This window comes from Parendozoicomonas sp. 2304DJ65-17 (assembly GCF_058148445.1).
This window is the reverse complement of record NZ_JBYVJV010000001.1, coordinates 196,051-222,293: the sequence shown is the minus strand read 5'-3', so window position 1 is coordinate 222,293 and position 26,243 is coordinate 196,051. Positions and strand designations below refer to the sequence as shown.

Sequence of the window (26,243 nt, the reverse complement as noted above, 5' to 3'; positions counted from 1 at the left end):
CTTATTGTCGCAGATTCCTGGCCAGATCTCCCCTTGGTTTTGGCAGTGTAAGGCGACAGCTTAATCCACCCATAGAACTTTTCTGCAGAGCAAGTGAACCCTGGTAACTATGGGCAACATCAACAATTATGCTCAGTCCAAGTCCACTGCCGGGTGTTTGTTCATCCAGCCGTGTACCACGCTTCAAAACCTGTTCGCATTCGCTCTCGGTAAGCCCTGGGCCATTGTCATCAATGCATAAAACAACAGAGTCAGCTTTCTGTTCAGTAAATACACGAATAAGGCTGCCAGACCATTTGAAGGCATTTTCTATCAGGTTGCCCAGCATTTCCTCCAGATCGCGGGTTTCAACGCCAACCATCAGATCACTGTCCAGTTCATTAACAAGAACGGTATCGCTTTCGAAATAAACCTTCTCCAGAGCCATGGTTAGATTATCCACAACTTCCGCTGGGCAGGATTGAACCGCAAGAATGCGGGCGGAGCCGGCGACTCTAGCCCGACTCAGGTGATAATCCATTCGATCCTGCAGTTGCTGGATAGCAGGAAGAAGAATGTGTTGTTGATCTACAGGCAGGGTGTCTGCCTGATTACGAATAATACTCAGCGGAGTTTTTAAAGCATGGGCAAGGTTGCCGGTATGGGTACGGGCGCGCTCAAGAAGCTCTGAGTAGTGAAACAGCAATATGTTCAGGTCATCTACAACGCCCTGAACTTCCAGAGGGTAATCTCCTTCAAGAGTTTCTACCGTTCCACTGCGTACAGAGAAAAGGTCACTCCTTAGTTTTTTCAAGGGTTTCAGTGACCATTGAATTTGCAGCCAGACCAGAATCAGCAATCCAACCGCTATTGCACCTAAAGCAGAAAGAATGACCGTTGTAAGCTGTTCAAGGGTGTCTTCTATCGGGTCAGGATCAACAGCCACACTTAAAGTAATTGGTGTGTCGTTATTACCTAATTGGATGTTTCTGGACAGGGTAAACAGATGCTCTCCTTCTGGCCCCTGCTCATCCTGCAGGCGAACTTTTGAATCCCACAGAGAGCGGGAACGAATCTCTGTTTGTGGCGATCCTATCTGCCAGTAGCGGCCGCTGTAAGGTTTGCGGAAGCGAGGGTCTGGAAGTTGTTCAAGCAGTGAAAGTTTGCCATTGGCGTCGATATCAACATAGGCGCTGAGATCATCAAGATAGAGATTAATCTGCTCGCTGAGCTGCGAATAGAGATACTTTTCAAGTTGGATGGGAATAACGATAGCAGCGCCCGCCAGAACCAGAAATATCCACAGCAGGGCACTGCTTAACAATCTTTGTTTGAGGGACTGGCGTGTAAGTGCCTGCCAGAGTCTGCCATCAGCCAAGGCTATACCCCATACCACGGACTGTTTTTACAATATCGCTGCTGATCTTACTTCTGATGCGTCGGATAAAGACTTCGATAGTGTTGGAGTCCCGATCAAAATCCTGTTTGTAGATATGTTCGGTTAACTCCGTGCGGGAAATGACTTTGCCCTGATTATGCATCAGGTAAGAGAGAACCTTATGTTCAAGGGCTGTCAGTTTGACTGGCTCTCCCTGCCAGAGCACAGTCGATGTACGGGTATCCAGAGTCAGGTCACCAACTGTGAGTACCGGAGATGCCTGGCCGGAACCCCGACGAATCTGGGTGCGTATACGGGCTATAAGCTCGGCCATCTGGAAAGGTTTGCACAGATAATCATCAGCTCCGGCATTCAAACCTTCTACACGGTCGTGCAAAGAATCACGAGCGCTGAGAATAATAATTGGCAAGGTGTTGTTCTGTTCCCGCAAGCTGCGAAGAACGCTTAACCCATCCAGCTTTGGCAACCCAAGATCAAGAACCATTGCATCAAAGCTTTCTTCTGTGGCCTGGTACAACCCTTCGAGACCATCGCTCGCCTGTTCGGCAATCCAGCCAGCCTGCTCAATGGCTTCGACAATTTGTTTTGCGAGAACGGCTTCGTCTTCAACAACAAGAATTTTCATGGCTGCTTCACAACGTTTTCCAGTGCTTTCCCCTCCAGTTCAATCAGCTGAAGGTTTTTGGCATTCAGTTTCACTTTGATAACACGACCATCGTCTTCCAGAAGGCGCAGTTTGTAGTACCAGGTTCGCCACCTTTTATCGAGCTCAACCCGGATAATACGACCTTTCAACATACGACTGATGGTGTTTTCAAGTTCTGTGTAAGGCAAAGCATCTCCACGCTCCACGGCTTCCTGAATCCACTCCTGATCATGGTCGTCATCATGTCCGAAAGAGGGCAATGCCGAAAAAGTAAGGAGGGTTAGCAACAGGCAAAGAGGTACGTTTTTCATTTGTATTCGGTGCCCGTTGGACTTTACACTTCGCAGAAATCGGGGATTGTGACTGTAGGAAAAAGTTGAAGCTAGTGTATTCCTTAGACCGAATCCGGAAAAGTGTGGTTACTCTGATGCTGGTCATGATGCCTTTGCATAATGGCGCCGTTCTGGCAGATGAAAAAGCATCAAGTGAGATTTTATCTGTTCAACAGATTGTCAAAATTGTGACTGATCAAGGCTTTCACGATATTCGCAATATAGAGCTTGAATCTGGTGAGCACGAATATGAGGTCAGGGCTAAAAACCGGAATGGTGACAAGATTGAACTGGAAATTGATGCCATCACCGGAAAAATTACTGACGTTGATAGAGACTGACCTACCTAAATAAAACAATTCAGGGGAGCAATGCTCCCCTGTCTTTCATCAGCTGGCTGGCTTGATAATCTCAATGTGTTCAACTTCCAACTCATTGTGCCAGCCGCCTTCAGCTTCACCATAGAGTCGCAGAGTGGTGTTCTCGTTAATACCTTCTGGCATGGTGATATGGTCATCCAATTCAACCACAATTTCAGTTTTGCCATCTGTGAACATGTACTCTTCTTTGTTCAGCTGGCGAGTGATTCTGCCTTCTACAATGACGTCAGTATCTGAAAAGCTGAAACCTCCCAAGTCTGCTAGAGGGGTAATATCGGCAGGCCCCTGATAGGTGAATTGTGCTGCATCCTTACGGCAGTCACGGTCATTGTCATGTTTTCCGCCGTCGGCCATAGCTGCTGTTGGAACAAGAATAATAGCGGCGGTCAGGGCAAGAATTTGTTTACGCATGGTACTTCCTCAAGCTGATTTGTTTCGACGGAGCCCATTGAAACAAATCCGGCCTTAACCTTTTCTGAAGCGTTTGTTCATGCTGCGTTCATGTTCGCCTGGGGAGGTTTTGGAGCTGAATGGCACATGAACAAATGGTTCAGGAAGCATTCACTTCTGCGTTGTTAGCCTGTAGCCGTCAATGAAATGCATGAGGAAACAAGCGATGTCTACCGCACCTATGAGTGTTGTCATTATTACCCTGAATGAAGAGCAAATCCTGCCACGGCTTCTTGAAGATTTAAGCCAGCAAACGGTCAATGATTTCGAAGTGATCGTGGTTGATAGCAACAGTGACGATAATACTGTTTCTGTCGCCAAGGGCTTCAGCCAGCAGTTCAGCGCCTATCAGGTTATAGAAATGTCTGAGCGGGGTGTGAGTCTGGGGCGAAATACCGGGGCCGATGCGGCGTTATATGAAAACCTGGTGTTTCTGGATGCCGATTCTCGAATAGCCAAAGACTTTATAGAAAAGGCTCAAGGTGAACTGCAAGGCAAAGGGCTGATGGTAGCCGGTGGCCGAATGATGGCCAGTGAAGAGAAATCATTGGTTCGCTGGGGAGTAAAAACTTTCGATCTTGGCATGTTGGTGATGCAGTTTATTTCTCCCACTGCTGCAGGGGCATGCCTGTTCAGTACCAAAACTGTTCACAAAGCTATTGGCGGTTTTGATACCCGTATCAATCTTTGCGAAGGCTGTGACTATATACGCAGAGCCAGTCGTTCCTTCCGTTTTCGTATGGTTCCGGTGTTTTTTGAATTCGATACTCGTCGTGTAAAAGAGCAGGGTGTGTGGAAAACCGGATTAACTTATCTGAAAGCCAACCTTTATCGGTTCATGTTTGGAGAAATCACCAATAACCAGATCGCTTATGAATTCGGCTGTCGTAAGGGATAAAAGAAAAAGATGCGGAATGGATGACAGCCTGATTCAGTTTCCCCATGGTTACCATAGATTGTGTGTGCCGGTGCCATGGGGGCGCATGAAGGCATTGAAGATTTCTGGATCGATGGAATGGTGTCAGTGATTACCCTTTGACAACTAAGATAAACGTCTAAACTCCCCGCTTGCTTTTAAGGGAGAGAAGGGAGTGCAGCGCGACGAATCTGTTTGTTTTTCATTGTACAGGTTAGCTTTTCTGCTGCTTATCTGTTCAGCAGCAAAACTGGCTGGTGCACAGGTTTCGTCGTATGAGCCGCAGAGTAATGAAATACTGGAACCTGAGGGGGCGCTGATCGAAAAGCAGCCAGATGGATATTTAAAATTTTCTATCCCCTGTTCTTCTCTTTCCAGAATAGCAAGCGGTACTACCCGTTGGATAAAAGTAAGGTCTCCAGCACGGTTTGTGAACTCAGCACCTCAAGGGGAGGGCCAAAGCAAAAAAGGATTGAAGGATATTTATATACCCGTGGAATACGCGTTGTTAGCTGATAATGCTGATCTTCCTTCAACTTCCATTTGCGTGAAACAATTCTTAACGCCAGAAGATAAAGTACTGGTATCTCCGATAACGACTCCATGGCTTTCCACTGAACTTAACAGATTACCTCTTCTGAACTTCAAAGATTCCATAAATCCTGAAACGGGGATTCCAAGGCGTGGTTACAGCCTGAGGGAAAACGGATTTTATTTGATTCCTCTTTTGTCTGCTGCAGCGTTTATTGCAATGCCTCACTATAAAAAGAACCTGGTAAATGCGCCTCTTATTCATGCTTTGATCAGCGGGATAGGCTCTACTTATCTGCATTCAAAAAGAAAAAACCTTACTGGGAGCGAGTTGTTGATGATGATGGCCCTTATGGTTATGGGGATATCATTCTTCCACTGATCAGTTATGGCTATGCTGGTTATGATCTCTATTCATCGGTTATAGAATACAACTGGGCTCATTCACTTCATGGAGCAAGTATGCTGGCCGAGTTCAGTGTCTTTGCTGCCCGTGATCGTATTCACTTGATGACCGATACCCTTCTTCTCGAGAATTCGACGATATTTCTCTATCTGAAAGATATTGATCCAATCTTCAGGGGCAGTTTTGCATTCACCTTCTATCTGTTTCGTTTAGGCGTTTTTCCCTACGAATGGGGGAAGTTTGTGAAGAATGTTTACCTGAAAAGAAAGGAATATCCTGGCCATGAAATAACAACTCCGGCTCTGATGGCCGGTGGCACGTTATTTAACAGCCTGAACCTGTTCTGGGGCGTCAAGATTTTAATGAAGGCTATTAAAGGCTAATCGTTTTACTCTTTTAACAGAAGATCATGGGCTGCACGAGCTTGAATGAACAGTGCATTCTGGGTGGCCCTTTCTTCGGAAGATACTCCGGCATGTTTATCCGTATGGTGAGCGAGTGCCTGTGTGCGAAAAGCCCTGCGAACAATGGTTCTTCTCTGGCCAGGTGACAAACCTGGAGCATTGAGAGCTGACGGTTCAATTCCTAATATTGTGCAGGCCTGTTGCTGTGTCATACCGTTGGTTGAGCTGTTCCTTCGACGGTTATGATGGCGATGATTACGCTGCTGGCCATGTTGTTGATTATGGCGGCGGGCATTTTCCAACCTGCATCTCATGGTATGTATTTGAGCCTGGCATGTATTGAGAAGTCGTTGAAACGTGCCTTCTGCATGAGGTCTGCAAAGATGTGTGGTTTCGAAGAGGTAGTTTTCAACTGCTGTTCTTTGCTGTTGCGCAAGTTGTTGTTGGATCTTGATTTGTTCATCAAGATAAGCCGTTATGTTCTGGTAGCTTTGTCTCTGCGAAGAACCAACAAAAGATGGGAGTGGGAGTCGTTCCTTAAGATCAAAGATAGCTGAGTTCATGGCTTTAACTTCTTTAAAACCTTCGTTTAGAAATTCACCCATAAAGGAGTTAGACCGGTGAATGATGTCACAACGAATATCACTTCGTTGGTGGATTAGAGAAACTTTCATCTTCATTGTTTCAGAAAGAGCTTTGTGGGCAGCTGTTAAAGCTTCCGGGGTACCCTTTTCCAGCTCAACATTAAAGCGTTCGCTAAATCTCGCTATTTTCGCATTCTCTTCAGCTTCTACAGATTCCAGATATCGTTCAAACTGTGCTTTGGTTGATGATATCTCCTGCCTGTAACTGTCCATACGGATTCGAAAGCGGGCACTGATATGCGCTACCTGCTGGTGGCACTCGTCTTCTGTAAAAGGCAGGCGATGGTCGAGAGGCGCCTCTCTGGCTCGGCATTCTTCAAAAGTCCTTGATGAATTTGTTGTAGGAACTTCGGTAGAAGCAGTAGGCGAACTACGCCTTTCATGTAGACTTCTTCGGCACAGTTTTGATAGAGGTGTCGTTGGTTCCGGAGTATAGCGACTGTTGTCCGATAGTCGGCTGGCAGGCTCCTGAAAAGGGGCGTGTGTGGCCGATGGGAATGGTAACCCTGAATGGTAACTGGCTACAGGCATAAGCGCTCTCCGGTGAAATTACTAGAGAGCGTATTAGGTGACTATTTGGAAATGACTAACGTGGACATCAGTCATAGTAACAAAATTCAATTGCCCAGGTTAGAGGCTTTTGTGCTGCTGGTAATAGGCAAGTACAAACTCGGCCACCTGCTCCGGACTGTTAATATCCAGCTGGGGCAGGGATGTTGAAGGGTGAGGTGTATCCTGGCACAGAGCGATAATATGGCTGTCTTTTTCAAACAGGTAGGGGCGGTCGAAGTCGCTGCGGTGCAGTTCAACCTTAGGAATAGCTGAATCCCGAAAACCTTCTACAAGAATCATATCCAGCTGGCTGTGATCCAGCAGGCGAAGCTGGTCTTCCAGTTTTGGGTCTTCAAGTGGACGTTCAGTCACACAAATCGCTCGTCCCGGTGTGCTGAGTACTGTTTGTGTTAAGCCTGCGTGACGCAGCCTGTAACTGTCTTTGCCAGGTTTATCTGGCTCAATAGTGTGGTGAGAAGCTTTCACCAGCCCTATACGTATCCCTTCAGCAACCAGAATGGGGATAACTTTTTCAAGCAGGGTTGTCTTCCCGGTTCCGCTGAAAGCCGCGAAACCGAGAATCGGTAGCTGTGTGTTCAACAATCAACCGCCTATGATCGACAAATTCGTGGTAGAGCCGGTGAACCCCTGATCCAGGAAATGTTTGTCTTCTTTTAACTGAAGAACTTCCTGTATGCGGGCGGTCAGCAGTTCCTGTTGATCATCACTCTGTAGCAGGTGACGCAGGCTATAACCCTGTTCAGCAAACAGGCAGAGTTGCAGGTCGCCCTGACTGTTCACCCGCAGGCGGTTGCAGCTGTCACAGAAGTCTTTCGAGTAGGGCATGATCAAACCAATCCGCCCCTGATAATCAGGATGGCTGAACTCCTGGGCAGGCCCGGCATTCTCAGGACGAATCATCTGCACCCAGCCTTTATCCAAAAGCTGCTGGCGGATAACCTTTCCAGACAAGTGGTGCTTGTTGAAAAAGTCCGGCATATCACCGGTTTCCATCAGTTCAATCATGCGAACAGTGATGGGCTGATCCTTGATCCAGTCAAGAAAACGATCCAGCTCCCGGTCGTTCAGGTCTTTCATCAGCACAGTATTCACTTTGACTGATGACAACCCCGCCGCAAAGCCGATATCTATGCCGCGAAGAATCTCATCTAGGCGGTCATGGCCAGTGATTCGTTGGAATATGGCTGGTTCAAGGCTGTCAATGCTGACATTCAGGTGAGTCATACCAGCATCAATCCAGCGCTCAATCCGACGATCCATCTTGTAGCCGTTGGTGGTCACAGCCACGGTATCAATACCGGGAACATCTCTCACAGTCCGCAAAATATCGCAGAAATCACTGCGCAGAGAGGGTTCACCACCACTGATGCGAATCTTGTTAGTTCCCAGAGCGGCAAAGGCAGTTGCTATACGACGGATCTCGTCCAAGCTTATAGCGGTTTTGTGTTTTGGCTCCTGACATCCATCAGGAAGGCAATACTGACAACGAAAATTACATAAATCCGTTATAGATAGCCTGAGATAAGGGAATCGTCTCCCTTGGCGGTCTTGCAGTTTATTCATTGAACACCTTTCCAAAAGGTCCGGGAGGCTGAGGGATTTCTCTCCTCAACCCGGTGACGGCAACTATCCATCACGGCTACGTTCTCGTGTCTGTAAAAAGATTTAGAGAACGAAGCTCGGCGCTCTTTATCTGTTTCAGTCAATTGATAGGGGAACCATCATAACAAATTTCTTGTGTTTATGACGGCGTAGTTAACCCTAAAATTAACGGTATCTCTGTGCTATGCCCTGAATTTCCCGAACAATGGCGCGCAGGCCATTTCCCCGGGAAGGACTCAGGTGGTTTGAAAGCTCCAGTTCACCAAATAGGCTATCAATGTCGCATGATAGCAAGCCTTCCGGAGTTCGGCTGTTCAGGCAGGCCATAACAATAACTGCCAGCCCTCGGATGATTCTGGCATCGCTGTCTACGGCAAAGTGCAGGGTCTGGTCATTTTCACGGTAATGATGGTGCAGCCAGACGGTACTCTCGCAGCCAGCCAGTCGTGCGTCATCCTGACGCATATCATCAGGAAGTGCCGGAAGATCCCAGGCCAGCTGCATAATATTACGATAGCGCTCCTGCCAGCTTTTTTTGCTAAGCAGGGCTGTGCGTAAACGCATCAGATCTTTCTGGTTATAGAAAGGTGTTGCAGCAAAAGGGGCCGGAAGTTGGTTGTCGTCTGTCTGGCGGGGTTGCTGGTTTAGCTTTGGTGTTGCCGCATCATCATCTTCGCTGGAACTTTGGTTTGCACAGATTTTGCGAAGGGCTGCTGTGAGTCGGTCTACATCCTCCCGGGTGTTATAGCAGGCTAAAGATGCTCGTATTGTGCCGGGTAACTCCAAAGCCTCCATCAGCGGCATGGCACAGTGATGGCCAGTACGCACAGCAATACCTTGCTGGTCCAGCAGCACACCGATATCGTGATTGTGTTGACCTTCAACAACAAAAGACACCACTGCCGTTTTACTTTTGGCTGTACCTATACGGCGAATACCGTGAATACGATCCAGACCCTGTTCCAGCCGAAAGCGAAGCTGCTGTTCCTGTTGGGCCATAACCTTTCTGTCGAGACTGTTAAGGAAATCAATGGCAGCTGCCAAGCCAACAACACCAGCAATGTTGGGAGTGCCAGCTTCAAAACGGAAAGGAGGCTTGTTAAATGTTGTACCGGAGTAACTGACGCGTTCAATCATCTCGCCACCGGTCTGCCAGGGAGGCATGTCATTTAACAACTCTTTGCGGCCGTAAAGAACACCGATACCGGTAGGACCATAAACTTTGTGCCCGGAGAACACATAAAAGTCACAACCCAGCTTTCTGACATCTACTGGAAAGTGGGCAACGGCCTGTGCACCATCAATAATCGTGGTTGCGCCAACTTCCTTTGCCTGCGCAATCATTGTTTCTATTGGGTTGATTGTTCCCAGTGCATTAGATACGTGGGTGACAGTCAGAAGCTTTGTTCTTTCATTCAGCAACTGCTGGTAAGCCTGCTGATCGAGCTCTCCACTCTCAGTTACCGGTATTACGCGAATATATGCGCCGGTCTGTTCGGCAATTTGTTGCCAGGGCACGATGTTGGCGTGGTGTTCCATGGCGGAAAGAATAATTTCATCGCCAGCTTTGAGATTCTCCCTGCCCCAGCTCCAGGCCAGCAGGTTCAGGGCTTCTGTAGCACCGCGGGTCCAGATGATTTCTTCGGTATGACCAGCATTAAGAAACTGGCGAACCTTATCCCTGGCTTCTTCAAAAGCATGGGTGGCGCGGGCGCTTAAAACATGAGAGGCACGGTGAACGTTGGCATTGGCATAGGTGTAGTAGCGACTGACAGCATCAATTACCGAGCTGGGTTTTTGCGTTGTTGCCGCATTGTCCAGCCAGGCTAGAGGAAGACCGTGAGCTGTTTCAGAGAGAATTGGAAACTGGAAGTGAATGTCTGACGTCATGAAAGTCTGTCTTGTTAACGGATAGCAGCGCGTTGTCAGGTTATCTGCTTAAGGAAATGTGTAAATGCGGCAATATTACACCAGGTTGTAAGTGGTTACTTCGTCTATTTGCTTTTAACTTACGTTTCATTACTGGAACCAGCGCCATGGCCAGCCAGGTTCTGGCAGGCAGCCTTGCAGAATCTCTTCCTCGGTTTTGTTATCCACATAAGCCATATATTCGCACCAGCTCTGCTGTAACCCCTTGCCTGTTTCACTGTAGAGATAGTCACTGAATTCCTGATCGAAAAAATTGAAACTTTCTTTCATGGAGTCATACATTCGCCGATGTATTTTTTTTACTGTTCCCGGAAAACGATGCTCAATCATGACCAGCATGCCGGCGGTGTGAATGGGCTGGTAATGGTATATATATCCTGCTTCCCGGAACGTTGGACACGGGTCGTCCTCATCATAAATTTTACATGTCTTGTCTAGAAAGTGTTCCTCTATGTTCTTGTGTTCTATTGCGGTACTTGTTCTTTCATGAAACATTTCAAATGTGAAAGCTTCAAAATAGGAATAGCGTTGGTAATCGGCCAGTGCTTCCGTGATCCAGCGAGGGCGCTGGGTACCTTCCTGCCGGTAGCGGCTCTGTAGCAGGTGAGTCAATTCATGGATAATCAGGCCACCACTTTTGCTTCTTAGCCCCTTCAGATAATCGTCATAAATTATTAGCGTGTCTGTACTTGTTGTGTGGGCCAGGGCTTCCGGGTCCTCTTCATCTTTATGACGTAAAATAATGTCAATTTTGGTATCGGTTTTCAGGGCTTCATCTGTCCAGAGCTGCTCTCTCAGCCGCGGATACCATTCCCGTATAAATTCCATTAGATTCAGCAGGTCACGGGGGATCTTTTGGGATTTTGAAGAGTAGCTAACACCTTGTGGAATATGTGGGTAGATATGGGAATCGATATTCCATATTTGAATATCCGGAACCGGAATGGTTTCCGGAGCATGGCTAGAATCCGATGCATACAAACAGCATGGTATAAGCATCGTTATAATGATGGCTTTTAGGCTGTATTTTAGAAGAGCGCTGGCCGCTGGCATGATGAGACCTTTCCCTGAACATCCGTTTCAGAGAGATAAGACAGCGTACTGGCAGATTTGTTATCCGTTCGCAAACATAAGTGTTGGTAATACTGACCACGCTGCTTGCCGGTGGCATGGAAATCAGTATCCTTTGGCTCACCTGACGTTAGTTTTTCCGGAGTTTTTGCGTGATAAGTGTCCAGACCAGCGATTTTGATGTAGCTGCAGAATATCAGGCTCTGTGTCAGTCCTCCGGGACGGGTGCCGCTGTTATGTTCAGTGGCCTGGTTCGGGATATGAATCTCGGTGATACCGTGGGTGGTTTGTATCTGGAGCACTATCCGGGTATGACCGAAAAGTCTCTGGAAGCCATTGTTGAAGAAGCCAGAAACCGTTGGGATTTGGATGATTTAAGGGTGATTCACCGGGTAGGGCAGATGGAGCCAGGTGATCAGATTGTTTTTGTTGGAGCCGCCAGTGCCCACCGTCAGGCCGCTTTTGATGCCTGCCAGTTTTTAATGGATTACCTGAAAACACGGGCTCCTTTCTGGAAGCGAGAGCAGACTACAGATGGTGACCGCTGGGTAGAAGCTAGGGATTCCGATGCTCAGGCGGCAGAACGCTGGAATGAGGAATCGGAGGCTTCTGAATGATACGACGTTTACTTGCAGGCTTTTTTATTGCCATAGCTGCAACTGTCGTTCAGGCAGATACTTTGCGGGTTGCTGTTTCCGCCAATTTCCGGCAGGTCGCTGAAACACTGGCCACTGAGTTCGAAGAGCAGACTGGTCATACTGTGACATTGTCTTCCGGTTCAACCGGAGCACTGTACAACCAGATTTCTTACGGTGCGCCGTTTGATGTATTCCTGTCTGCAGACAGTCGTAGACCAGAAATGCTGGCAGAGGCTGGCAAGACCAGTGGCAAGCCTGTGACTTATGCTTTTGGCCGTTTGGTATTCTGGCAGCCCGGCGCAGTAGAAGTTACCTATAAAACCCTGAGCGGTTGGAATGATAAATTTGCGATTGCAAATCCGGATACCGCTCCTTATGGCTTGGCAGCCCAACAGGTTTTGGAAAACCTGAACCTCTGGGAACAAAAGAAATCTCAGGTTGTACAGGGAGCCAGTATTCAGCAGGCATGGCAGTACGTTGCCACTGGTAATGCAGGTGCTGGGTTTGTTGCACTGTCGCAGCTACGTGCAGATGATGTGCAGGACGGTTACCTGCTCATTCGTGATGAACTTTACAGCCCAATTCGTCAGCAGGCGGTTGTTCTTGCTGGCAGTAAAAATCAGCAGCTTGGTCAGGACTTTCTTGATTATATTCTGGCAAAACAGCAGCAGGTTGTTGTACAGAAGGCAGGATATTTCCCAGCAGTTGATCTGGCTATAGCCAAAGTTGAAGGTACAAAAGGAAGTGACACTCCATGACCGGGGAAGTCTGGCAGGCAGTCAGCGTAACCTTGCAGCTGGCAGGGTTAACGACATTGCTTCTTATTGCAATTGGCCTGCCTCTGGCGTGGAAACTTGCCGGCATGACCAGTGGTTTGCGCCCTGTTCTGGAAGCTCTGGTTGGCCTGCCTCTGGTTTTGCCGCCGACTGTGCTGGGCTTCTATCTATTGGTGGCATTCTCTCCTAATAATGTGCCTGGGCAAGTGTGGCAGGAATTAACCGGTACAACTCTGGCGTTCAGTTTTTCAGGGCTGGTTCTGGCCTCTGTGATTTATTCCCTGCCTTTTGTTGTTCAACCGTTGCAGCGTGCTTTTGAACAGCTGGATCGTGGATTACTGGAAGCTGCTTCCTCTTTAGGGGCTGGCCCTATCGATCGTTTCTTTTCTGTGGTGTTGCCACAAACCTTCCGGCCATTATTGCTTGCTGCGTGTCTTGGCTTTGCCCATACAGTGGGCGAGTTTGGTGTGGTTCTGATGATCGGTGGAAATATTCCCGGAGAAACCCAGGTTCTTTCTATCGCACTTTACGATGCGGTGGAGACCCAAGACTTTGCCAGCGCCCACACTATGGCAGCCGGGTTAATGATGTTTGCCCTGGTTCTTCTTATTGCACTCTATAGCCTTGACCGGAAAGGACGCCGTTGATGTTATCTCTGGATTTCCACTATGAGCGGGATGACTTTCAGTTGCAGGTACGGGAGAGCTTTGTCCTTGATGGCGTAACCGGAGTTATGGGGCCATCGGGTTGTGGCAAAACAACATTGCTGCGCTGTATTGCCGGGCTGGAAAAGAGTGTGCAGGGAACGGTCTCTTTCTCGAATGTCTGCTGGCAAGATTCAAAAACATTCGTTCCCCCTCATAAGCGTGGTATTGGCTACGTATTTCAGGATGGGCGCTTATTTCCCCACCTGAATGTGCGGGACAACCTGAATTATGGTTTGCGCCGCAGCCGTAAACGCCATGGCCCTTCTTTTGAAAGTGTTGCTGAATGGCTGGAGATTGTTCCTTTTCTGGATCGTTCGGTGACAGAACTATCTGGAGGGCAGCGGCAAAGAATCGCTATCGGGCGAGCTTTGCTTGGAGCTCCACGCCTTTTATTAATGGATGAGCCTCTGGCTGCTCTCGACTGGGCTTCCCGTGTATCCATTATGCCCAGACTGCGGGATATTAATCGCCAGTTTGGCGTGCCGGTATTGTTTGTCAGTCATGACCGTGAAGAAATGGCTCGCCTGTCTGATGAGCTGGTGTTGATGGAAAGCGGTTGTGTCGAAGAACGTGGACGCAGTCGCCAACTGTTAAACCGTGCCCAGGGTTCTTTAGCTGACGATCATGCTCTTTCTGTACTGGAAGCGCAGGTGGTAAAAACAGACAGGCCGTATGGCATTACGGAGCTGGAGGTTGATGGTCGACCTTTGATGGTAGATCAGTCAAATCTGGCGGAAGGGCAATCGGTTCGGGTGGTTGTTCCGGCTGCAGAAGTGAGTTTGTGTCTGGAGAATGTTGAACGTATCAGTGTTCAGAATCGTCTGAAAACAACTCTCACTGATATCCGGGATATTGATGAACACCATGCCTTGGTGGTGCTCACTCTGGAAGAACAAAAACTGCTGGCTCTAATTACTTGCCGTTCTCGCCATCGCCTGGCATTGAAAGCTGGCATGCCTGTATACGCACACTTTAAGGCAGCCTGTTTGGAAGTGGTTTGACCCTTTTCTTAATTACTACGGAATGTGACTCTTATTTACATGCCATAAATCAGCTTCTGCTACTTTTTAAAGCTGTGAAGAAGCTGGGTAAGCGTTTGTGTCATTTTGTAAATTATTCTTTGTTGTTTCGGTAGGTGTATCAATCAGTGCATTCAGTCATCGAATGTATGGGAGTCCTGCCGAAAATATGTCTGGACCTTATAGCATTCAGTCTGCGCTTAAATTTGCGGATTTTGATACTGCTGGATGCACCAGATTTGGAACAGCAGGAAATAATGGTGTTGTAAGCCTGTGGAAAACCTGTCGTGAAAATGGTTCTGACAAAGTATTCCTTGGAGACTTTCTCCTTGAAGGTGATTTAAAAGGTAATAGTGGGCAGGAGGAAATAATCCTGATGTATCAGGATCAACAGCCACTCTGGATCGCTCCAAGTGGGGGGAGACTGGGACTATTAAGTGGTCGGGACACTATACCGCACCCCATCTTCCCTAAAAATAATCTCAATATGCCTGAACTTCTAAGGCTCTTAGATACACTGGGCGGTTACCCTCAAATTGATGCTGCTAAAGAATGGCTGAACAAAGAGCCCGAAAATTTGCATTCGTCTATAGTGGCGGGTGTCGAAGGAGGAGCTTCAGGAGTATTTGCTCTGCTTGCGAGTAATATTTTCTTTTTTTCAATTATAAACAGGATGGTCAATCCAGACCCGAATATAAATATTTGGAAAGCCTATTATATCGATGCACCAACGGAGTATATTTTTGACGGCGATTTTTGGAAGGGATTTTTTTGGGATGGAATGGTTCACCCATTCTTCATAGATGGAGGGCTTTTTGAGAGGGTATTGAATCATAGATTGATGCCGTATTTAGTATCTTTTGGCATGTACAATGGGAGTAAATTTCCTGAAGCATTTCGCCATAGCCAGAAACAAGTGGATCTTATTATTATGCTTTTCAATGGAGTGATCTACCTCAAGAGCTTTCCAGGCAATGCTACCGGTAAACTATTATCGATGGTTAATGCAATGATGGTTTCTTATTTTATATATTCACCATTGCACAGAGAGTTTGGAGGGCAAGCTTCTTATATTGCCAGAGTTGTTGTCATACTGAGTTCTTTGATTGGAAAGAGAAAATCTTATGTAGGGCACAACCTTTTGATTCGTTTGCCAATGCAATGATAGTGGGTCTATGGGGTTGCTGTAACTTCTATATATTGGGAATGTGTTTACTTGTATTGGTAGAAAAACTATTGTGTGAGAGTCCTTAAATAATAGCTTCTACGATTATGAACTACCGTGACAAAATAACCTGTCGTCGTCAGCGTCCGACCACTGTTGAGGGGCGGGATATTGTTGAAGAAACGGAAAGTAATCGTGGCCGTATAATTCAGTCCGCGGCTATTCGCAGGCTTCAGCAGAAAACCCAGGTTTATCCTCTGGAAACCAATGCGGCAGTACGCAGCCGCCTGACTCACTCTCTGGAAGTTCAGCAAACCGGCCGGTTTATCTCCCGCTGTATCCTTAATCGTTTAAAAGAAGTTAGAAAACTCGAAGAACTGGGTCTGGATGGCATTGAAACAGCTTTTACCAATCTTGTAGAAATGGCGTGCCTTATGCACGACGTTGGCAACCCGCCATTTGGCCATTTTGGTGAAGCAGCCATTAATGACTGGATGGAAAAGAACTCTGATGACTGTTTTTCCAGTGCTCTGGGAAAAGCAAAAGAAACCTCACTGTTCAAAGAAAAGCTATTACCTGACCTTCTCCACTTTGAAGGTAATGCTCAGGGTCTGAGAATTATTCACAGTCTCCAAAGGTTGAACCTGACCTGTTCACAAGTGGCTGCACTGGTGAAATATACCCGGCCAGCCTGGCAGCAGCAGGCTGACAAAGGTTACACCTATCGTCAGAAGAAGCCGGGCTGTTATTACAGCGAAGAACCTTTACTGGAAATGATCTGGGAACACCTTGGCATAGATTCCGGCAATCGTTACCCGCTGGTTTATATCATGGAAGCGGCCGACGATATTGCCTACTGCATTGCTGATCTCGAAGATGCCGTTGATAAAGGCATTCTGAACCTGAAACAGTTGCAGCAGTTATTGCAGGAAGAATGGGATAACCAGTGTAAGAGAGCTGGTTTTGGTTACAGCCGTTATCTCCCGGGAATTGTGGAGCAGGCCTTGGACGATAATGCGTCATCCCATCTGTTTGTAACCCGCTTCCGCACACGTTTAGTGAAAGATCTGGTGGATTATGCAACCACCCGTTATTGCGAGAACCATCAGGCCATATTTGATGGCAGTCAGGATGAACCCTTGATTGATGGTGGTTCTGAGCAACATTTGGCTTTGCTGACCTTGAAATGGGTGGCACGCAAGCATGTATTCAGTCAACCAGAGGTTGAAACACCTGAACTTCGTGGTTACGCCGCTCTTATGGGGTTGCTGGATATATATCGTCCATTACTGGAAATTTCACGGGAGAGCTTCACCGATATCGTTAACGGAGAGCCAACGAAATATTTTATTGTTCAGCGGTTGTATCACCGGTTATCGGGCAAACATCGTGAAGCTTATAACAGTGCATTGAGTGAGCTTGAGGGATCGGAAGATGAACTGCGAGCCCTTGAATGGTATTACCGGTGCCGGCTGGTGATTGATTACATGTCAGGCATGACTGATAACTTTGTACTCGATGAGTATCAGTGTCTTTCTGCGATTTAATAAGTGCACTTCTTAAGAGTCATCTATCCTCCATGGCAATCTATCCTGAATAGAGCTTCTCTATTTTTGGGGTTGTCATGGGCTACTTTTTTGAACATCAGCTTTTCAGGCGACTGATTCTCATCCTGTTTATCTTTACAGGGCTACAAGCTTTTTTCGTGGTGGCAGGTACGTTGGATAATTACATTGCCACTCAACCTTCAAAGTTCAGATCTTACGGCGCTCAGCTGGCCGCTGTGAGAATGTCCCAGGCTTATTACTTTGAGGGGTATGACAGGATTCTTCCTTTAGCCAGTTACTCCGGGCCAACCAATTATCTTTATTATCAATGGTGGCAAGGTACGGGATTGCCTGATTATTCTGACCGAACTCAATATGGACATTACCCCGCTTTGGTAGCTATGGCTCAGGATGTTGACCGCTCTGAACGCCCCTTACTCAATCCAGTTATCTGGCAGATGCTTCATGATCAAAGGCCACAGGAACCTTGGTTGCAACAAATGGCCTGGTTTGAGCATGAAATTTCAGGGTTTATTCGTTTGCTTCCTGCAGAAGGTATTTTGCATCGCCCCAGAGTAAAAAAATATCCGGGAGATGCTCTCGGCGAGGCTGTTATTGATCGATGCATGGATGAGATGGACAGCAATGAGAAGATCTTCGCCCTGTGCAATAAGTTCCTTTCTCTCAAAGAACGTTGGCTGGCCGAACGCAGCAACTATAACCCGGGTAACCAGACTGATCATATTTACCGGGATCGCTTTGAAAGTATTTTGTACTGGATCAGCAATGGTCTTATACATGAAGTGAGTGGTGGTGCTGGCAGTGCATGGAAATTTGCTCATTTGGAGGAAGATGACACTCGGAGCCAGACCAAGTCTTCCTATCGGGAGAAAAAGCAGGCATTTGTTCAGTCTCTTTTAGGTGGGGATGAAATCCATCAACGGAAAAAACTTTCATTACAACTGATTTCCTACCCGTTTCCCCATCATGGTTTAAAAAATGCTGAGTTGGCAGTGAACGCACTGGAACTCTCAAGCACTGTCGATGATGTTTTTATTGAGAGCTTGCTGAAAAAACTTGCAAACCTGCCTCCTGGGGAAAGTTTGATACTTGAACTGCGTGCAGCAAACAAAGACAAAGGCAGGCGTGTCTTTTTCTCAAAAGACAGCAAATCTGGCCATCTACTTATTTACCAAACTGTTCGAGCTGAATCTGAGTGGTGGAATGACAACCGTAAACATTGGTATCGCTGGTGGGTGTTACAATATCCGCAGTATGCATTCCTGCGAGTGGCAAGAAGTATTCCTGGAATAGAAGCCGATTCCCATCCAGTGTTGGGTATTCTGGTAAAGGATGCTGATACCCTTTACGCAAACAGAACCGGGTTAAAGAAGTTCCTGTTGAAAGACCGAGGTGGAAAGGATTTTTATAACGGTGATGCTTTATTGCTAAGGGTTTTGTCTGGCAACAAGTGAAAGGTTATTCCTCATTTGAAAACAAGCTGATCATATAATCCATTAGTGATTCGTCTCTGAGGATTTTTTCATGTCCCATATCGTCAAATAGTCGGTGAGTCACAGTGTTTTCAGAGCCAAACTTATCCTTAAGGTATTCAGCCATTTCCTTGCTGCCTTTCGCCGGAATAAAGTTATCTTTTTCTCCGTGAAGTATATGTATGGGAACTCTCGTGTGCTCCAGCTCGGACTGGTTATCCATCCGGTATTTCAGGAAAAAGCTGGCAAAAGGGATGGGAAATGGAATGACCTTTGTTGTGATTTCACTCAGAACCCTGAAAGGCGCAAGCAAAATTACGTTTTTAATGCTGTGCTCTCGTACTTTGGCAAGGTGACTTGCTGCCCCTGTGCCAATGGAGTAACCAAGAACTGTTACGCTTTTATAGCCAGCATAACCATAATCTTTTTCACTGTAGAGTTTTTTTCCTTCTTTAATAATGGTATCGAAGGCGCTGACAGCATCACTATAGAACTCGCTGCGGTTTTTTAGAGTCAGGCTGTTTCTGTAGCCCCGGTACTCGGGGAAAAACACATCATAACCACTGTCATTCAGGAACTGCCCCAAACGGCTTGGATCTTTAATTGACACTCCCGGCGGCAGTTTCAATTCTGTCTCATCACCAGCAGAACCTCGTGTCAGGCCAAAGTAACCACTGTTGGCCATGTCATCGGATGATGCACGGGTTGGGTGAAACATGATTATCAGTTTTTGGGCAGACTGGCTTGAGCGCAAAAGGTTACCGGTCAAGGTTTTGCCATCATGAAGTTTTACTTCAACTTTTCTGGTGTGTACTGGAACAAATGAGCGCTGCCATTTTTTGTTCACACCGTGGAAGGTCAGCCGGCGTTCCAGAGTTTCGCCAAGGTGAATGCCTTTCTGCCAACTCCAGGATTGTAGTTTGGCAAGAACGATCAGTTTTGCTGTTAACAAAGGCAAACGCCCCCAACCGGGAACAATTGGCCTTTCAATAAAAGGTTTTAGGTGGCGGATATCTCCGCCAAATGTTTCCGTGGCCTGGAGAGAAATATCAGGGATCGCTCCTTGCTTGCCGGGAAAAATGGCAGACTCACCCGGTGTTACCCAGATGTTGAAATGATTGTGTGAGCCAAAGATTGAAAGACCTTTGGTTTGTTGCAGTCGAACCAGAAGTTCGTTGGTTTTCAGAGAAAATGGTTTGAGTTGCTTTTGAGTGTCGTCCGCATAGTGGCTGGTAATGGCATTGAGAAGAACCGGAGAAAGAGGGTCTGCTATTTGAAAAGGCGGATTATGATTTGGCGATTGGAAATCTGTGGTTAGGGTTGTCCACCAGGTTGCATTCATTGAAGGCAAGGGGATTTCATCAATATCACTCCACTTTTCGTCTTTTGTAGCAATAGAGAAGAGCTTCAGTTTTCCCTGTTGATTTGTCGGGTACAGTTGCAGTGAGGTGTATCCTCGGCCTCGTGCGGCATTAACAAGGTGTGTAAGAGACTGTGCAGGAATGTTGTTGTTTTGGTTGAGGGCCTCATCTGTTGGTGTGTCTTCATAGTGCTCCGGCCACGAGATAACCAGACGAGTTTCTCCAAAGGATGTTACCGGGTGACTTCGTTCCAGTAGAACAGTTATACCCTGAGGAAGATTATTACCTTCAAGGTGAAAACATTTTTGGTCATAGGTCGCCCACTTCCTGAATTCGTGTTGTAGCTCAGGGGCCAGAGCCTTTTGGACACTATAGAGTTGGGTGATGAAACGCAGAAATGTTGTCAGGCTTCCAGCCCATTGGTTTTTCCCAGAAGCAAGAATCAGGCTGCCGTCAATTATTGGGAGAATTGCTCTGGATGTGGCACTGCTTAGTGATTTGGATGGGGATAAAACCTGGTCCCACAAATAGGAGAGGATTGGGTAAGCCAATCCCCTTAAAGATTCACTGGGAATCACCTGATTAAGCTGGCGGGAAAAAAAACCAAGAGAAAAATTGCTGGCAGCCAAAATCATTCCCGGTATGACCAGCTGGGTAGCTAAACCAGTAATCAGATTATCGGTTCTGGAAACAGGAAACCTTTTTATATACCCCCTGTTTTGCAGAATGCTGGGGGTGCTGTTCAGTAACTTTTGTTGTTTTTCAAAAAGCTGCTGCTCCTGCGGTGTAAAAATATCTTCACTTTGTGGCCTGACCTTATAGGCCTGAACCGGAGCAGTGAGTGCGAGAAAACAGGTAAACACCACATAGCTGATACGTGGGTGGATGATAAGGGCATATATTCGAAGGCTAACCACAGATATAGTTACTTCTTATAAGCAGTTACGGCCTTTACACCCTAGTGTTCAGTTGGAAATTGCGCCAGTTTTCGTATTTATTGATATTCGTGTCCGGATCAGGGGGAGTGGTAACAAGGTGATCAACGGGAAAAAGATTGGTGTTGCCCTTGGCTCCGGGTCGGCCCGGGGCTGGTCTCACATTGGCGTTCTGAAAGAGCTTCGTGAGATGGGCATTGAACCAGATGTTTATGCAGGATGTTCTGTCGGCTCTCTGGTTGGTGCAGTGAGTTCCATGGGCTATCTGGATGAGTTTGAAGAGTGGGTACGTTCTCTGAACTGGCGGGATGTCTGGGGGCTGGTGGATGTCAGCCTTGCCGGTGGGTTGGTGCGTGGGGACAAACTGCTCAGCTTCTTCAAGGATGCCGGCATTGATACCAACATTGAAGATATGAAATGTGTTTATGGCGCCGTAGCTACAGACCTTGAAACCGGTCAGGAACAGTGGTTGAGGCACGGCCCGGTTCTTGATGCGGTCAGGGCTTCCTGTACATTTCCCGGCCTGTTCCGTCCAGTGTGCAAAGATGGCAGCTGGTTACTGGATGGCGGTTTAGTGAACCCTGTTCCGGTATCTCTGTGTCGGGCGCTGGGAGCAGATATTGTTATCGCAGTCGATTTGAATACCCAGCTGGTAGGGCGTCACGGGGTGATGTCCCAGAATGGTCACAGCAAAGTTGAAGAAGAATTAGAAGACGATGATTCCGGAACCCTGCAGCGCATGAAATCCTGGCTTTCTTCAGCAACCAGCAAAAATGATTCCCGGGAAGAGAATCCGGGAATCATGGAAGTGATGGCAGCGTCCATCAACATTATGCAGGACCGCATCACCCGAAGCCGTATGGCTGGTGATCCGCCCGATGTGCTGCTTTCACCAAGGGTCAGTGATATTGGTATGACAGATTTTGAACGGGCACCTGACGCTATTCGAGAAGGGGTTGCGGTTGTCAGAAGTGCACGCCACCGCATTCTCGATATTTGCAGGCTGCCGGTTGAACAGCCTGAGTTAGAGCATCATTGAAAATCTGTATGGTTTCCTAAGGCTTCGCAATAGAAGCCTTTTTTATATCTGTCTTTAGCATGCTTTCCAGCTGGATAATCTGGCCTTCTAGTCGCCGTAAAATATGAAATTTATTGTTACTGCCTTGAGAAATTTCAGAGCGTGCGCCCTGTTTGTGAGCATCTATTCTTGAATCTTCACTTCTCGTGTATTGGTTATTTGAGAGCATGTTAGAACCTTCCGCATAACAGTGTGCACTCAGACATTCATATTAGCTCTGATGTTTCGTGATGCAGGGTTAATTTTTGCTATCTGTGCATACATAAATGCTTTTAATGTGTACTATCGTGCACAAATAAATATAAAGAGAACATCCCATGAATTTCAGTAACAAAACCGTTCTGGTTGCTGGTGCTTCTACAGGTATTGGACGTTCTGTTGCCTTGCAGTTAGGCCAGAAGGGCAATCGCATTGTTGTGACGGCCCGCAGACAGGAACTGCTGGACTCCCTTGCAGAAGAAATAACCAAGGCTGGTGGAGAGTGTTTGCCAATTGCGGCAGATGCCCTGAATGCTGAAAGTATGGCCGAGGTTGTTAACAAAGCTGTTGAGCGTTTTGGCGTTATCGAGGCCGCATTACTGAATATTGGTGATGGTCCCTCTTTTAATATGGCGACTATTGGCACTGATGCCGTGAAGCAGAATATGCGTATTAATTACGATACGCTGGTGAATGGCCTGATGCCCCTGATTGCATGTATGAAGGCTCAGAAGCATGGATTGATTGCCCATACAAACTCTCTGGCAGGGTTTATTGGATTACCGCAGCAGGGGCCTTATTCTGCTGCCAAAGCTGCTGGCCGGATATTAATGGATACTTGTCGTATAGAGCTGGCGCCGTGGAATATTCGTTTTGTCAGTGTGTATCCAGGTTTTGTGGCTACTGAACGGGTGGCTGCTGATGGCATTCCCGCGCCTATGGAAATTTCTGAAGAGGCAGCGGCCAAACATATTATTTATGCCATGGAAAAAGAAAAGCGGGATTACCTTTTCCCATTTCCTATGCGCTGGTTGATCCGGCTGGCACGTATTCTCCCCAAGCCTGTTGTTGCTTTTATTACCAGTAAAATGATGGCTGAAGAGTATTAACGGGCTTTGCAAACTTAATCCTGCGCATTTGGTGTTTATGTCTACACTTGCCCGCTCTGCTAGGGATGTGTAGACAGTATGCTGACTTCTCTCAACCGCTCAGAGCCCCTTTTGGCACTCCTACGTTTGTGTATTTTTTCTGCTCTTTTTTTATTTACGGCAGATGCCGTATTTGCAGCGACAACCCGGGGAGCTTCAAAGAGGACGCAGCAAACTAATGCTCAGCCACCTGTAACAGAAGACTCGGGTAACAGATCCGATAAGAGAGTTGATGATGCTGATAGCTGGTCATGGTTTACCAAGTGGATGGAAAAAACACCAGACTACGAAGATATGAAAACTAAGGCTGCTGAACATGAGATAAATATGCTTGATGTTGGCTATCCCATGGAAACTGCCCCTGCCTTTTATCGATTGGGAAGTATGCATGGACTGATGGTGAGTTTTAGAACTCACCTTCTGGACTGGCTTCGGGGCTGCAAGTTTAAGGAAAAGCGTAAAAAAGGCGGTTATACCAAGGCAAAACTACCTGAAAACCCAGATAAAAGCTTGAGGGAGTACCTTCACGACAGAGACCCGCTATTGATCAGATCCATGGCTCACATGATTCATTTAATACGGGCAAATAAATCCAAACTGAAGGACGAGGAATTAGCATATTTCGAGCTCTGTCTGGAATGGACGGATACAGTGTTGTTTCCGAATGGTCTCACGCCGATAGACTGGGAAGCAGAATATCAACAATTTATTAAAGATTATGACACCGCAAAAGGCTGGCATGATGTCAGGTTTAAACTTCCTGAGGCAGGCTCTGAAGAAGAGTTAGCAGGCAAAACCATGTCTCTTGACCCTGACTCCGCTGAACTGGTTGATGGGTACCTTCTTCTTGATGAATACCCCCACTGGAATGAAGACGAACTTGAATTACGGACAGTTTGGGATGCAGCGAAAGCCATTGATGAAAATGATATGCATCTTGAACTTGCAGGCGACGATGAACTCTTTTTACAAGATTATGCGCTGTTTGTTTTGAAACTGGCGCTCATGAGCCCTTATTTACGTGACAGTGAAAGAAGTTTAACGAGGTTTTGGGTAAAGCTTTCTGAAATGAGAAGTGCGTTATCTTCAGGTTTAAGCCCAATCAGCTGGAGAAAAGAAGTAAAAGAGTATACACCGATCGGGTGTAAACAATTTCATAAGCAGAAAATAGCTTCCTTCCTAAAGGAAAGAACGAAAGAAGGGCAACCAGACAAAACAAAACGAAAGAAAAAACGTTTAATAATAATGCCGGATTTTGATGATGCGGAAGATATTGAAGAAATAAGGGAAGCAGAAGAGAGGCCACCGGTTATTAAAGTAAAGGCAAAACCTACCGGTCAGTTAAGTACTCGGGAGATCCTCATGGGTGTCAGACGTGCGCCAAAGAAAGTTGTTACAGGCTCATCAGAAAGGGCTCCGGGAAAAGGGGGGAGTAAAGCGGAGCTGGCAAAACTGTTGGATAGTACTCCTTCAACAAGCAGGGCTTCCTTTACTCCGCACGTGACCCCATCAAAACCAACTCCCTCCAGAGACCGATCGCTGCTGCGCCAGCCGCCATCAAAGACTGTACCGGAAAAAGCGGTACTGTCTCAGTCGTTTGAAGATATTTTGTCATCTATGGATGTTACCTATGGGCCGATAAAGAAAACTACGAAAACTGGTGGGGCCGTAAAAGACCCAAAGTCGAAAATCCGTACGGCAGGTTACAGCCGAACAAAGGCACCTCCTTCGACCTTAATGGTGACCGCTACAAAAACAACAGTGACATCCGGAAAGGCCAGAACGTTGTTAAACACTGGAAGTGATAAGAAGAGTGTCCCCTCTGCTCTTGCTTCATCTCAACGCAGGTTGCTGCCACCAAAGCAGGATGATGTCATTAAACCGGTTTCTCACAGCCTTTCTGTCGATACTGGAGGGGGCAAAATTCCTTTCACTCCGTTTTATGGATCGGCAACAGCTTCCTTTGAGAAGGCGCATTAGATAATTGGGTTTATCAGGAAAGAAGCTCCTTAAAATTCTGGCGCACCATTCTGTGTTTAATGGTGGTGTTCATAAAGTTCTCACCACCAAGGTTGGTGAGCCACTCTGCAACACTTTGTTTCTGTGCAGGTGGCACCTGTTGCCAGGCATCTAAAGAGCGCTGGGTCATCCATTGCACATAAGAAAACCGGCCGCGTTTGCCTTGTTCGCCACCAATTCGATAGGAACCTCTGCCCAGTATTCTTGGAATGCGTGACCGGCCGGGATGGGATTCTGCATAAGCTTCAACTGTTTCTACAACAGAGCGGCAGAATTCGAACTGCTCTTCAAAGATAAGCTTGAGAATGGGGTCTAAAGTCGTTGGCACAACATCATCAGCAAGATATTCACCCTCGCGTTGCTCTGGGTTTAATAACCGTTCAAACCAGGCCCGAACATTGGGTTTGTTGTCATACATTTGGGTTGTGCCGGGATCTCTGTAAAGGTGAGCCCATAAAGGACCAAACAAGGAAAAGTCGCCGATACAGGGTTTACTACCCAGCAGGAAGTTGTGTTCTGAAAGGTGGATTTCGAACAGGTCTATCAACTGAGTTGTGTGTTTTTCCAGACCTGAAGCGGCCTTGCCATTCATGCCAAACCGGGTTGGTTTCATATAAGCCCGCATCATCTGGCCGATCCGAATACCAATCAATTTAGCCAGCCAGGATGGCCCCCAGGGCCAGGCATTACGGGCAAACTCATTAACAGCAAAACGATAGTTTTCCGGTGTGCGCCAGCGGTAGTGCAGGGCAGACATCACCAGCCATTCATCACCGTGGAGTTCCAACAGATTAGCGGCAATACGTTGCTTGGGAGTGGTTGGGAAAACTGGATTCTCAGGGAAGCGCTTTTCCAGAATATCAATGATTTCACTGGAATCCTGCATCCAGTCACCATCGGGCGTTTGCATAGTCGGCATGATTGCTTTGCCCACTCGAAAGCGAATTTCGCCAATCAGTTTTAATACGCTGGGTGCCTGATCTTCAAAGGGAATGTTTTTGTACTTCAGGTAAGCCAGCGTTTTCTGTGAGTAGGGTGAGACTGTCCAGCCGTAATGTTTATAGGTGTTCGAAAGGTTGCTGGTTTTATTGTTAGGCATGATTCGCTCCGGAAAAG

Annotated in this window: 25 protein-coding genes and 1 riboswitch; of the genes, 14 read left to right on the top strand and 11 right to left on the bottom strand. The window is 47.0% G+C overall.

Annotated elements, in window-relative coordinates:
- Position 1: 1 nt before the first annotated feature.
- Genes ACY2RR_RS01010 through ACY2RR_RS01000 form a run of 3 tightly spaced genes read right to left on the bottom strand, consistent with a single transcriptional unit; the run spans position 2 to position 2,335 of the window.
- Positions 2-1,357: an ATP-binding protein gene (locus ACY2RR_RS01010; RefSeq protein WP_490106265.1), complete on the bottom strand. Its 1,356-nt coding sequence runs from the start codon at positions 1,355-1,357 to the stop codon at positions 2-4.
- Entirely contained in the window at positions 1,350-2,003 is a 654-nt protein-coding gene (locus ACY2RR_RS01005; RefSeq protein ID WP_490106264.1) for a response regulator transcription factor, read from the bottom strand. The genes ACY2RR_RS01010 and ACY2RR_RS01005 overlap by 8 nt, the downstream gene beginning before the upstream one ends.
- Positions 2,000-2,335 (bottom strand): PepSY domain-containing protein, encoded by a 336-nt coding sequence (locus tag ACY2RR_RS01000; RefSeq protein WP_490106263.1) that lies wholly within the window; start codon positions 2,333-2,335, stop codon positions 2,000-2,002. Before ACY2RR_RS01000 ends, ACY2RR_RS01005 begins: the two co-directional genes overlap by 4 nt.
- A gap of 104 nt (positions 2,336-2,439) precedes the next feature.
- Here ACY2RR_RS01000 and ACY2RR_RS00995 point away from each other — a divergent pair, with 104 nt between their 5' ends.
- On the top strand, positions 2,440-2,697 hold the full coding sequence (locus ACY2RR_RS00995; protein ID WP_490106262.1) for a PepSY domain-containing protein: 258 nt from the start codon (positions 2,440-2,442) through the stop codon (positions 2,695-2,697).
- 48 nt (positions 2,698-2,745) lie between these two features.
- Here ACY2RR_RS00995 and ACY2RR_RS00990 read toward each other — a convergent pair whose 3' ends face one another.
- Entirely contained in the window at positions 2,746-3,147 is a 402-nt protein-coding gene (locus ACY2RR_RS00990; protein WP_490106261.1) for a YgiW/YdeI family stress tolerance OB fold protein, read from the bottom strand.
- A gap of 205 nt (positions 3,148-3,352) precedes the next feature.
- On the opposite strand from ACY2RR_RS00990, the gene ACY2RR_RS00985 reads away from it, so the two are divergent.
- From ACY2RR_RS00985 to ACY2RR_RS00975, 3 genes are all read left to right on the top strand, one after another.
- Positions 3,353-4,084: a glycosyltransferase family 2 protein gene (locus tag ACY2RR_RS00985; RefSeq protein WP_490106260.1), complete on the top strand. Its 732-nt coding sequence runs from the start codon at positions 3,353-3,355 to the stop codon at positions 4,082-4,084.
- A gap of 193 nt (positions 4,085-4,277) precedes the next feature.
- The gene (locus tag ACY2RR_RS00980; protein WP_490106259.1) at positions 4,278-5,015 is read left to right on the top strand and encodes a hypothetical protein; all 738 of its coding nucleotides are present in this window, start codon (positions 4,278-4,280) and stop codon (positions 5,013-5,015) included.
- 80 nt (positions 5,016-5,095) lie between these two features.
- Positions 5,096-5,422: a TLC domain-containing protein gene (locus ACY2RR_RS00975; protein ID WP_490106258.1), complete on the top strand. Its 327-nt coding sequence runs from the start codon at positions 5,096-5,098 to the stop codon at positions 5,420-5,422.
- Positions 5,423-5,427: 5 nt separating this feature from the next.
- Here the strand turns inward: ACY2RR_RS00975 and ACY2RR_RS00970 are convergent, their stop codons facing one another.
- The 5 genes from ACY2RR_RS00970 to ACY2RR_RS00950 form a co-directional block, all read right to left on the bottom strand.
- Positions 5,428-6,618, bottom strand: a complete 1,191-nt coding sequence (locus ACY2RR_RS00970) for a co-chaperone DjlA (RefSeq protein ID WP_490106257.1) — start codon at positions 6,616-6,618, stop codon at positions 5,428-5,430.
- 99 nt (positions 6,619-6,717) lie between these two features.
- Complete coding sequence (gene mobB / locus ACY2RR_RS00965) at positions 6,718-7,239, bottom strand: molybdopterin-guanine dinucleotide biosynthesis protein B (protein WP_490106256.1); 522 nt, start codon at positions 7,237-7,239, stop codon at positions 6,718-6,720.
- A gap of 3 nt (positions 7,240-7,242) precedes the next feature.
- Entirely contained in the window at positions 7,243-8,223 is a 981-nt protein-coding gene (gene moaA / locus ACY2RR_RS00960) for a GTP 3',8-cyclase MoaA (RefSeq protein WP_490106255.1), read from the bottom strand.
- Positions 8,212-8,357, bottom strand: a riboswitch (molybdenum cofactor riboswitch). (Overlaps the previous gene by 12 nt.)
- Before the next feature lie 70 nt (positions 8,358-8,427).
- Positions 8,428-10,152 carry a SufS family cysteine desulfurase gene (locus ACY2RR_RS00955; protein ID WP_490106254.1) on the bottom strand — a complete coding sequence of 575 codons (1,725 nt, stop codon included), beginning with the start codon at positions 10,150-10,152 and terminating at the stop codon, positions 8,428-8,430.
- Positions 10,153-10,281: 129 nt separating this feature from the next.
- Positions 10,282-11,190 carry a hypothetical protein gene (locus tag ACY2RR_RS00950; RefSeq protein ID WP_490106253.1) on the bottom strand — a complete coding sequence of 303 codons (909 nt, stop codon included), beginning with the start codon at positions 11,188-11,190 and terminating at the stop codon, positions 10,282-10,284.
- A gap of 224 nt (positions 11,191-11,414) precedes the next feature.
- Between ACY2RR_RS00950 and moaE the strand changes: the two genes are divergently transcribed.
- From moaE to ACY2RR_RS00915, 7 genes are all read left to right on the top strand, one after another.
- Positions 11,415-11,879 carry a molybdopterin synthase catalytic subunit MoaE gene (moaE, locus tag ACY2RR_RS00945; protein WP_490106252.1) on the top strand — a complete coding sequence of 155 codons (465 nt, stop codon included), beginning with the start codon at positions 11,415-11,417 and terminating at the stop codon, positions 11,877-11,879.
- On the top strand, positions 11,876-12,658 hold the full coding sequence (modA, locus tag ACY2RR_RS00940; protein WP_490106251.1) for a molybdate ABC transporter substrate-binding protein: 783 nt from the start codon (positions 11,876-11,878) through the stop codon (positions 12,656-12,658). The genes moaE and modA overlap by 4 nt, the downstream gene beginning before the upstream one ends.
- Positions 12,655-13,323 carry a molybdate ABC transporter permease subunit gene (modB, locus tag ACY2RR_RS00935; protein ID WP_490106250.1) on the top strand — a complete coding sequence of 223 codons (669 nt, stop codon included), beginning with the start codon at positions 12,655-12,657 and terminating at the stop codon, positions 13,321-13,323. Before modA ends, modB begins: the two co-directional genes overlap by 4 nt.
- Entirely contained in the window at positions 13,323-14,384 is a 1,062-nt protein-coding gene (gene modC / locus ACY2RR_RS00930) for a molybdenum ABC transporter ATP-binding protein (RefSeq protein ID WP_490106249.1), read from the top strand. The genes modB and modC overlap by 1 nt, the downstream gene beginning before the upstream one ends.
- 187 nt (positions 14,385-14,571) lie before the next feature.
- Positions 14,572-15,567 (top strand): hypothetical protein, encoded by a 996-nt coding sequence (locus ACY2RR_RS00925; protein WP_490106248.1) that lies wholly within the window; start codon positions 14,572-14,574, stop codon positions 15,565-15,567.
- Positions 15,568-15,674: 107 nt separating this feature from the next.
- Positions 15,675-17,114: a dGTPase gene (dgt, locus tag ACY2RR_RS00920; protein ID WP_490106247.1), complete on the top strand. Its 1,440-nt coding sequence runs from the start codon at positions 15,675-15,677 to the stop codon at positions 17,112-17,114.
- A 77-nt stretch (positions 17,115-17,191) separates the two neighbouring features.
- Entirely contained in the window at positions 17,192-18,589 is a 1,398-nt protein-coding gene (locus ACY2RR_RS00915) for a hypothetical protein (protein WP_490106246.1), read from the top strand.
- Between the two features lie 4 nt (positions 18,590-18,593).
- Here the strand turns inward: ACY2RR_RS00915 and ACY2RR_RS00910 are convergent, their stop codons facing one another.
- Positions 18,594-20,885: an alpha/beta hydrolase gene (locus tag ACY2RR_RS00910; protein WP_490106245.1), complete on the bottom strand. Its 2,292-nt coding sequence runs from the start codon at positions 20,883-20,885 to the stop codon at positions 18,594-18,596.
- Between the two features lie 118 nt (positions 20,886-21,003).
- Between ACY2RR_RS00910 and rssA the strand changes: the two genes are divergently transcribed.
- From rssA to ACY2RR_RS00895, 3 genes are all read left to right on the top strand, one after another.
- A complete protein-coding gene (gene rssA, locus ACY2RR_RS00905; protein ID WP_490106244.1) occupies positions 21,004-21,942 on the top strand; it encodes a patatin-like phospholipase RssA in 939 nt (312 codons plus the stop codon).
- 356 nt (positions 21,943-22,298) lie between these two features.
- Positions 22,299-23,069, top strand: coding sequence for an SDR family NAD(P)-dependent oxidoreductase (locus ACY2RR_RS00900; RefSeq protein WP_490106243.1), 771 nt, complete (start codon positions 22,299-22,301; stop codon positions 23,067-23,069).
- Positions 23,070-23,147: 78 nt separating this feature from the next.
- Complete coding sequence (locus ACY2RR_RS00895; RefSeq protein ID WP_490106242.1) at positions 23,148-25,088, top strand: hypothetical protein; 1,941 nt, start codon at positions 23,148-23,150, stop codon at positions 25,086-25,088.
- A 13-nt stretch (positions 25,089-25,101) separates the two neighbouring features.
- Here the strand turns inward: ACY2RR_RS00895 and ACY2RR_RS00890 are convergent, their stop codons facing one another.
- Positions 25,102-26,226, bottom strand: a complete 1,125-nt coding sequence (locus ACY2RR_RS00890) for a glutathione S-transferase family protein (protein WP_490106241.1) — start codon at positions 26,224-26,226, stop codon at positions 25,102-25,104.
- Between the last annotated feature and the right edge of the window lie 17 nt (positions 26,227-26,243).